This is a genomic window from Actinocrinis sp. (assembly GCF_035650855.1).
In the GTDB taxonomy this organism is placed as follows: domain Bacteria; phylum Actinomycetota; class Actinomycetes; order Streptomycetales; family Catenulisporaceae; genus Actinocrinis.
Window position 1 is genome coordinate 1 of record NZ_DASRGV010000280.1, and the last position, 7637, is coordinate 7637.

7 protein-coding genes are annotated in these 7637 nt (G+C 71.6%); 6 read left to right on the forward strand and 1 reads right to left on the reverse strand.

What is annotated here, in order from left to right:
• Positions 1 to 85: 85 nt before the first annotated feature.
• Complete coding sequence (locus tag VFB40_RS20110; protein ID WP_324852936.1) at positions 86 to 2332, reverse strand: MMPL family transporter; 2247 nt, start codon at positions 2330 to 2332, stop codon at positions 86 to 88.
• Between the two features lie 496 nt (positions 2333 to 2828).
• Between VFB40_RS20110 and VFB40_RS20115 the strand changes: the two genes are divergently transcribed.
• The 6 genes from VFB40_RS20115 to VFB40_RS20140 all read left to right on the forward strand — a co-directional run.
• Positions 2829 to 4739 carry an ATP-binding protein gene (locus tag VFB40_RS20115; RefSeq protein ID WP_324852938.1) on the forward strand — a complete coding sequence of 637 codons (1911 nt, stop codon included), beginning with the start codon at positions 2829 to 2831 and terminating at the stop codon, positions 4737 to 4739.
• Positions 4739 to 5179, forward strand: coding sequence for a roadblock/LC7 domain-containing protein (locus VFB40_RS20120; protein ID WP_324852940.1), 441 nt, complete (start codon positions 4739 to 4741; stop codon positions 5177 to 5179). The genes VFB40_RS20115 and VFB40_RS20120 overlap by 1 nt, the downstream gene beginning before the upstream one ends.
• The gene (locus VFB40_RS20125; RefSeq protein WP_324852942.1) at positions 5176 to 5547 is read left to right on the forward strand and encodes a DUF742 domain-containing protein; all 372 of its coding nucleotides are present in this window, start codon (positions 5176 to 5178) and stop codon (positions 5545 to 5547) included. Before VFB40_RS20120 ends, VFB40_RS20125 begins: the two co-directional genes overlap by 4 nt.
• A complete protein-coding gene (locus VFB40_RS20130) occupies positions 5528 to 6145 on the forward strand; it encodes a GTP-binding protein (RefSeq protein ID WP_349261565.1) in 618 nt (205 codons plus the stop codon). Before VFB40_RS20125 ends, VFB40_RS20130 begins: the two co-directional genes overlap by 20 nt.
• Positions 6142 to 7095 carry a GAF domain-containing protein gene (locus VFB40_RS20135; RefSeq protein WP_324852944.1) on the forward strand — a complete coding sequence of 318 codons (954 nt, stop codon included), beginning with the start codon at positions 6142 to 6144 and terminating at the stop codon, positions 7093 to 7095. Before VFB40_RS20130 ends, VFB40_RS20135 begins: the two co-directional genes overlap by 4 nt.
• 96 nt (positions 7096 to 7191) lie before the next feature.
• A partial coding sequence (locus VFB40_RS20140; RefSeq protein ID WP_324852946.1) for an acyl-CoA dehydrogenase family protein occupies positions 7192 to 7637 on the forward strand: 446 nt, incomplete at its 3' end.

The window sequence follows — 7637 nt, forward strand, 5'->3', positions numbered from 1 at the left end:
GGTGTTGTGACCATAGTGCGGGATATCGCCGGGAGACACCGGCAGGGCCGTCCGCTCTCGCCCGGACGGCCCTTCGGCGGATCGGTCAGACGGCCGCCGTCTGAACTTCGCGCTCCGGCTCGCCGACCGGCGCGCGCCTGCTGAGCGCCTCGCCTTCCACGTCGACCCGCGGCAACACCCGGTCCAGCCAGCGCGGCATCCACCAGGCGGCCTTGCCGAGCAGCGCCAGGGTGGCCGGGACCAGCGCCATGCGCACGACGAACGCGTCGAACAGCACCGCCGCCGCCATGCCGAACCCGATCATCTTGATCAGCGCGTTGTCGGCGCCGATGAACCCGGAGAACACCGCGGTCATGATCAGCGCGGCGGCCACCACGACCCGGGCGCTGGCCCGGAACCCGGAGACGATCGCCGCACGCGGCGCGTCGCCGTGCACGTACGCCTCGCGGATGCGGGTGGCGATGAAGACCTCGTAGTCCATGGCCAGTCCGAAGATGATGCCCACCATGAAGATCGGCATCAGGGTCATGATCGGCCCGGTCTGGTGCACGCCGAGCAGGTTCGCCAGCCAGCCCCACTGGAAGACCGCGACGACCGCGCCGAGCGCCGCGAGCACCGAGAGGATGAACCCGAGGGCCGCCTTCAGCGGGACCAGCACAGAGCGGAACACGAACAGCAGCAGCACGAAGGCCAGCCCGACGACGACGGCCAGGTACAGCGGCAGCGCGTGCTGTACCTTCGCCGCCGAGTCGATGTCCAGTGCGGTCGCCCCGGTCACTGCGTAGGTCGCGCCGCTCGCGGCGTCGATCTGCGCCCGCTCGGCACGGATCGCGTGCACCAGGTCGACGGTCTTGGTGTCACTGGGACCGGTCGACGGGATCGCGGAGAAGACCGCGGTGTCCCCGGCCGCGTTGAACCGCGGGGCGGAGACCGAGACCACGCCGGGGGTCGCGCTGATCGCGTGCTCGATGGACGTGACCGCCGCCTTGGAGTCGGTCGTCCCCTTCGCGTCGACAACGATGGTCAAGGCGCCGTTGAAGCCGGGACCGAAGGCCTTGGCCAGGTCGTCGTAAGCACGCCGCTCGGTGTTCGAGGTCGGCAGGCTTCCGTTGTCCTGGCTGCCCAGGTGCAGTCCGGTGGCCGGCAGGGCGATGACGCCGAGGCCGAGGACCGTGAGCAGCAGCACCGGCACCGGACGCCGCAGCACCCACTTCGCCCAGCGGGCGCCGCCGTTGAGCTTCGCCCCCGAGGCGTTCCCGGCCGCGTCGGCGACGGCGTGGTGTCCAGCGGTGTGCGCGGCGCTCCGGCCCTTGCGTACCCGGCGCGAGAGCACCGCGTTCGGCCAGAAGCCCAGCAGCGCCGGCACCAGCGTCAGCGCGACCAGCACGGTGACCACCACGGTCGCGGCCGCCGCCAGGCCCATCTTGGTCAGCATCGGCACGCCCACGACCGAGAGCCCGGCCAGGCCGATCACCACGGTCAGGCCGGCGAACAGCACCGAGGATCCGGCGGTGCCGGCCGCGAGCCCGGCGGCCTCGCGCGGCTCCCGGCCGTTGGCCCGCTCCTCCCGGTAGCGCGAGACGATGAAGACCGCATAGTCGATCCCGACCGCCAGGCCCAGCATGGTGGCCAGCGCGGTGGTGGTCTCGGAGAGCCCGAAGGTGCTGCCGACCGCCAGGATCCCGGCGCTGCCGATGCCCACGGAGAGCAGCGCGACCAGCAGCGGAAGTCCCGCGGCGGCGAGCGCGCCGAAGGTGACCAGCAGGATCAGCGTCGCGGCCGCGATGCCGACGACCTCGGTGGCGCCGCCGGCTGCGGGCGTCTTGGTCATTGCGTTGCCGCCGACCTCCACGCTCAGCCCCGCGGCTTTGCCCTCAGCCACGGCGTGTTCGAGCGCGCTCTTGCTGGCGTCGGTCAGGTTGTTGGCCGTGACCTTGTACGTCACCGGCGCGTACGCCGTCGAGGCGTCCTTGCTCACGGTGCCCGCTTGGAAGGGGGTGGCGGCGCTGGCCACCTGCGGCCCGGCGGCTACCTCGGCCACGATCCGCTCGATGGCAACCTTGTCAGCGGTCGCGGTGACCTGCTGCCCGTTCGGCGCGACGAACACCAGCTGGGCGACCGCCCCGCCGCCGCTCGCGCCGCCGAAGCGCGACTTCATCAGGTCCGAGGCCTGCTGGGATTCGGTGCCGGGCATGGCCAGGCCGCTGTCCGAGCCCAGGTGCGCCCGCGACGCCCCTGTCCCGACGCCGGCCAGCACGCCGATCCATAGCACGACAACGAGCCAGCGCCACCGAAAGGCGCCGCGGCCTAGACGATAAAGCAGGGTAGCCATGTTGCGACTCCAACAGTCCGAGGTTGTGGGAACTCTCCTCAGACTCCCGTCGCGACGCCCTGCCGTCGTCGTGCGCGGGCAGACAATCCGGCCTACTCAGAATGCAGTAGACGCCGCCTCCCGGCGGCACACCGGAAGCCGGTCGATATCACACGCGGCGCTTATTCACAAGGGCCGGTGCTTCGTCACTACCGAAAGAGGCCCCGATTTCATTCGAACATATGTATGGAGTATTTTGCCGTTTCCGGAGCGGCGTTCGCCAGGCTTGGCAACCTACTGACATAGGAGCTTAAGGTAGGCGAATAGATACGGCGTCTCCGATAATCTCAGTGTCCGTCCGCCAATACGGCCTCATCTGACTCTTATGAGGGCCCTGTTGGCCGCGGCGACAAATGAGGGTAAATTATCCGAGCACTTAGTCATGTGTGTCCTGTGATTCTCATAGAGTTGGCGGCATGTCTCGCTCCTTCCATCATCTCGCCCGGACGGTCCTCGCGTGACGGCGACTCAGGATACTCACGAGCCGGTGACCGCCGCCCGGGACTACGCAGGCGACCGCCCTGCCTCGAGGCACCGCGCGACCGGCGCGGCGCCCGGTCGCGGCCGCGCCGCGCTCGGCAGGCAGCTGACCGCCCTCGCCGTGGTGCCCCCGGCCTGCGCCGCGCTGCTCGGCATCCTGGCCTTCGCAGTGCTCTTGCACGCCTCGCACCGGTCCCAGCCGCTGCAGGGCCGGACCCTGGCGGCGGTGCTGGTGCTCGGCCTGCTGCTGCTGGTCGTCGTGGTGGGCGGGTTCGTCTGGGCGGGACGGGTGGCCAGGTCGGCGAACGCCGCGGTCGAGATAGTCCGCGTGCCGGTTCCGGTGCCCGCGCCGCAGCCGGCTCCGGTCGCCGCGCCGCCCGCGCCGATCGCCGCCGCACCGGCGCCCGAACCGGTCGGCGCCGACAAGGGCGTGTTCGTGCACCTGTCGCACCGGCTGCAGTCCCTGGTGCACCGGCAGATCCAGCTGCTGGACACGCTGGAGAACGACGTGGAGGAGCCCGATCTGCTCAAGGGCCTCTTCGGCGTCGACCACCTGGCCACCCGGATGCGCCGGCACGCCGAGAACCTCGCCGTGCTCGGCGGGGCGGTGCCGCGGCGGCAGTGGACCAAGCCGGTCTCGGTGATGGAGGTGCTGCGCTCGGCGGTCTCCGAGACGCTGGACTACGCGCGAGTGCAGGTGATCGCGCGCACCCCCGGATCGCTCAACGGCTACGCGGTGGCCGACGTGATCCACCTGCTGGCCGAGCTGGTGGAGAACGCGACCACGTTCTCGCCGCCGGACACGAAGGTGGTGCTGCGCACCCAGGCGGTCACCGCCGGCCTGGTCATCGAGATCGACGACCGCGGCCTCGGCATGTCCCAGCCGGAGTACGACCGGCTCAACGCCCTGCTTCGGGAGCCCGCCGAGATCAGCGTCAGGGAGCTGCTCGAAGGCGCCCGCATCGGCCTCTACGTGGTCGCCCAGCTGGCGCGTCGGCACCAGATCGCGGTGAAGCTGCAGACCAACATCACCGGCGGGACGCAGGCGCTGGTCGTGCTGCCGAAGTCGCTGCTGGCCGCGGACCCGCGGGAGATCTCCGCCGGGCTGTCGGCGCCCGCATCCGCCGCGCCCGTCCCGGCTCAGGCTCCGCCTCCGGCGCAGGCTCCCGCCCAGCCCGCCCGCCCGACGCCGGCCCCGGTGCCCGTAGCCGCAGCCGGCGAGCCGCGCCAGCAAATCGAAATGCGCCAGCCGATGGAGGCGGCGCCGGCTCAGAACACTGCCCATCTGACGGCAGACCTCGGCGACGCTCCCCCGCCGACCGGGCGGCCGGTGTACGGCATCGACGGTGCCCTCCCCGCCCCTCGACGCGCCCCCGGCACGCCGGGCATGAACCCTGCGCAAGCCAACCCTGCGCAAGCCAGCCCAGCGCACACCAACTCTGCGCATGTGAACCCCGCGCACCTGAACCCCCAGCAGGGGCAGCCCCGGCCGGCCGCCTCGGACCCGCAGGGGTTCGGCGCGCCGTCCGGCATGCTGCCGATGGACTCGATGCGGCCGGGTCAGCAGCCGCAGCCCGGCATCTCCGGCTACGGGCCGTCCGGCTCCCCGGTGTCGTCGGTACCGGACCCCCGCCGGCCGCCGCTGCCGAGGCGGCGGCCGCAGGAGCACCTCGCCGCCCCGCTCTCGCAGTCCGCGTCGAACCCGGTCGACCGCGTCGGCGAGGGCCTGACGCCGAACCTGATGGCGGACTTCCGCCGGGGCCTGGCGCTCGGCGCCACCGATCCACAGAACACCGCTGATCCGCGCAACGCCACCGAACCGCACAGCGCCACCGAACCGCACGGCGGGCGACCCCACGAACACCCACCGACTCAGGAAGGCCACTGATGACCAACGAGGAAAGCACTCACCAGCTGAGCTGGTTGATCACTGGCCTCGTGGAGCGCGTGCCCCAGGCCCGCAGCGCCCTGTTGCTTTCCGCCGACGGCCTGGTGCGGGCCCGCACCCCGGACATGAGCAAGGACGACGCCGACCACATGGCCGCGATCGCCTCCGGGCTGTGGTCCCTGGCCAGCGGCGCCGGCCGCAAGTTCGCCGGCAGCGGCGCGGTGCGGCAGGTCGGCGTGGAGATGGACGGCGCGCTGCTGTTCGTCGCCGCCGCGGGCTTCGGCACCTGTATCAGTGTTCTGACCAGCGACTCCGCCGACCCGGGCCTGATCGGCTTCGAGATGGCGCAGCTGGTGCGCAGCATGCGCCCGCATCTGGAGACCGCGCCGCGCGCCGATCACGCGGCGGCCGCGGCGGCTTGGTCACAGGCGCAGCCGTGACGGACGACGACTCCGACGTACGGTTCGACGAGGACGCCGGCCTGCTGGTGCGCCCCTACACCGTCACCGGGGGCCGCACCCGTCCGGCGGCCGAGTTCCACCTGATCACGCTCGTCGCGGCGACGGGCCGGGCCCTGGGTGAGGTCACCCCCGAGCACTCGCGGATCCTGCGGGTGTGCCGGCGCCCGACCTCGGTGGCGGAGATCTCCGCGCACCTGCGGCTGCCCGTCGCCGTCATCAAGATCCTGCTGGCCGACCTGCTCGGGTGGCGCGCCATCGTCACCCGCGCCCCGGTCGCCTTCCCTGACATGGCCCGGCCCGACCGGCACGTACTCGAGGCGGTAATCGATGCCCTCCGCGCCCTCTGACGAGCTTCTGCCCGGGGCGTTGAAACTGCTGATCGCGGGCGGCTTCGCGGTCGGCAAGACCACGCTGGTCGGCGCGGTCTCCGAGATCGAGCCGCTGACCACGGAGGCTCCGATCACGGAGGCCAGCCGCGGCGTGGACGACCTGCGGGCGACCGCGGACAAGACCACCACCACGGTGGCGATGGACTTCGGCCGCATCTCGATCGGCACCGAATACGTCCTGTACCTGTTCGGCACGCCGGGCCAGCAGCGGTTCTGGTTCATGTGGGACGACCTGTGCACCGGCGCGCTCGGCGCCATCGTGCTGGCCGACACCCAGCGCCTCGAGGACTGCTTCGAGGCGGTCGACTTCTTCGAGAGCCGCGGCATCCCGTTCCTGGTGGCGGTGAACCGTTTCGACGGCACCGTCGCCTACCCCGTGGACGAGGTGCGCAGCGCGCTGGAGCTGCGCCCCGAGATCCCGGTGGTGGAGTGCGACGCGCGCAACCGCGAGTCGGCCGTGGGCGTGCTGCTCACCCTCGTGCAATTCCTGCTCGACACCGAACCCCAACCCGCCCGGCCTGTCGCCGCGCGCAGTCTGGAAGGGCGCAAGCAATGAGCGAACCGGAGCTGACCGAGCGCAGAGTGGGCGGCTCACCCGCTGCGCCGGGCGCGGCCGAGCGGGCGGTCCGGCACCGCGAGCTGGGCCTGGCCTCCGTGCCGGACGAGCGCTTCGACGACTTCGCCCGCAAGATCGTCGAGAACACCGGCGCCTTCGCCGCCATGGTCAACCTGGTCGGCGACCGGCGCATGTACTTCGCCGGCTCGGCCGCGCGCACCGACCTGGAGCCCGGCGAGCCGACCTTCCACGGCGACCCGGGCCGGGAGATGGACCTCGACCACGGCTTCTGCCCGCACGTCGTGGCGCGGCGCAAGGCACTGGTGCTCGACGACGTGTACGCCTACCCGCGCTTCGCCGGGAACCCGGTGGTCGACGAGATCGGGGTGCGCGCGTACCTGGGCGCGCCGCTGATCGACGACGACGGCACGGTCCTCGGCACCGTCTGCGCGGTGGACCCCTCGCCGCACAGCGGCCCGGAGGAGGCCGGCTGGGGCAAGCGCGGCCTGGAGACCATCAAGCAGGTCGCCGACGAGGTCCTCGGCGAGATCCGGGTGCGCCGCCAGGTCTCCGCGCTCGTCGAGGCGACCCCCGGAGCCGTCATGATCACCACCGGACCCGCCCTCGAGGTCCTTTACGCCAACTCCACCCATGAACACTTTTTCGGTCCGGTGCGCGAACTGGGCGCCCCGGCCGGAGAGGTCTTCCCCGATCTGGCCGCCGTGGGACTGTCCGCGGCGGTGCAGCAGGTGCTCCACTCCGGCACGCCGGTGGCCACCGCCCCGGTTCGGCTCGCGGACGGTCGCGGCCTGGTCTTCGCGGTAGTGCCCGCGAAGGTGCCCGGCCACCCGGCCGCGCAGCTGACCCTGGGCATGATCGACACGGCCGCGGACTCCGCGCTCGGTTTGGCGCACGAACTCTCCGACAACCTGTCAAAACTCTGCGAGTGAGCGACCCGGACGGCCCGGCGCAGTGCCGATGCAGGGCCTGCGGCCGCCGCCGCGCGGGATCAGAGTCCGAGCTGGATGCTCTGGAGGTTGGTGGGAATGGCCGGCATATTCGAGGATGACCGACACGAGAGGCTGCGCGAGGAAGTAAGGCGATTCGCGCAGGAGCGGGTATTGCCCCGCGTCGCACAGATGGAGTCAGCCCGCGACATAGACGTCGAGCTTTCCGGGCTGATCGCCGCCCAGGGGTGGATCGGGGTGACCATCCCCGAGGTGTACGGGGGCATGGGCCTCGGCCACCTCGCGAAGACGATCATCATCGAAGAACTGGCCAGGGTCAGCGGGGCGATGGGCGCGATGGTGCAGGCCTCGCAGCTCGGCGTGGCGAAGATCCTGCACTTCGGCTCCGAGGAGCAGAAGCTGGCCTGGCTGCCGCAGATCGCCTCCGGGCGCTGCCTGCCCACCATCGCGGTCACCGAGGCCGGCTCGGGCGGGCACGTCCTGGGCATGTCGAGCCGCGCGGTGCGTGACGGCACGCACTACGT